2 pseudogenes are annotated in these 544 nt (G+C 66.5%); one reads left to right on the top strand and one right to left on the bottom strand.

Annotation, left to right across the window (positions count from 1 at the left end):
- Positions 1-93, bottom strand: a pseudogene (locus A5752_RS28295) (hypothetical protein); the annotation flags it as partial.
- Here A5752_RS28295 and A5752_RS12655 point away from each other — a divergent pair.
- A pseudogene (locus A5752_RS12655) lies at positions 65-544 on the top strand (hypothetical protein); the annotation flags it as partial. The pseudogenes A5752_RS28295 and A5752_RS12655 overlap by 29 nt on opposite strands.

Here is a 544-nt window from a genome sequence, read left to right as displayed (position 1 = left end):
GGTGGTCTGCGAATCCGGTTGATAGTCAAGGATTCTGTCCGAGAAGGTCCGTAGGGCATGCGGTATGTCGGTGACGGTGGGGACCTGTCGCAAGGAGATCGTGGCGGTCGCCATCGGCGTGGTGCTGGTGGTCGCCGCGTTCGTCGTGCCGCACCTGAACCTGGGCATCGTCACACCGCTGATCAACGCCACGTCTGCGCGCTTCCACCAGTTCGCGGACACCGCGCCGATCTTCGGGTGGTGGAACACGCACGTCGGGTGGGGCACGGTCCCGGCGGTCGTGATCGGCGCAGCCGCGGTGTTGTGGGGACCCACGGTCGCACAACGCCTGGTGTGGCGCGCCGTGCCCTGGGCGACATGGGCGACGGCCTGCGCGTGGGCGTTCTCGCTGGCGATGATCGACGGTTGGCAGCGCGGTTTCGCCGGGCGCCTGGCCGCCCGCCACGAATATCTGCGACAGGTCCCCACCGTCACCGACATACCGCATGCCCTACGGACCTTCTCGGACAGAATCCTTGACTATCAACCGGATTCGTGGATCACC

It is taken from the genome of Mycobacterium sp. 852002-51961_SCH5331710 (assembly GCF_001665535.1).
Taxonomy (GTDB): domain Bacteria; phylum Actinomycetota; class Actinomycetes; order Mycobacteriales; family Mycobacteriaceae; genus Mycobacterium.
The sequence above is the reverse complement of the archived record's forward strand: the minus strand, read 5'-3'. Positions and strand labels throughout refer to the sequence as shown.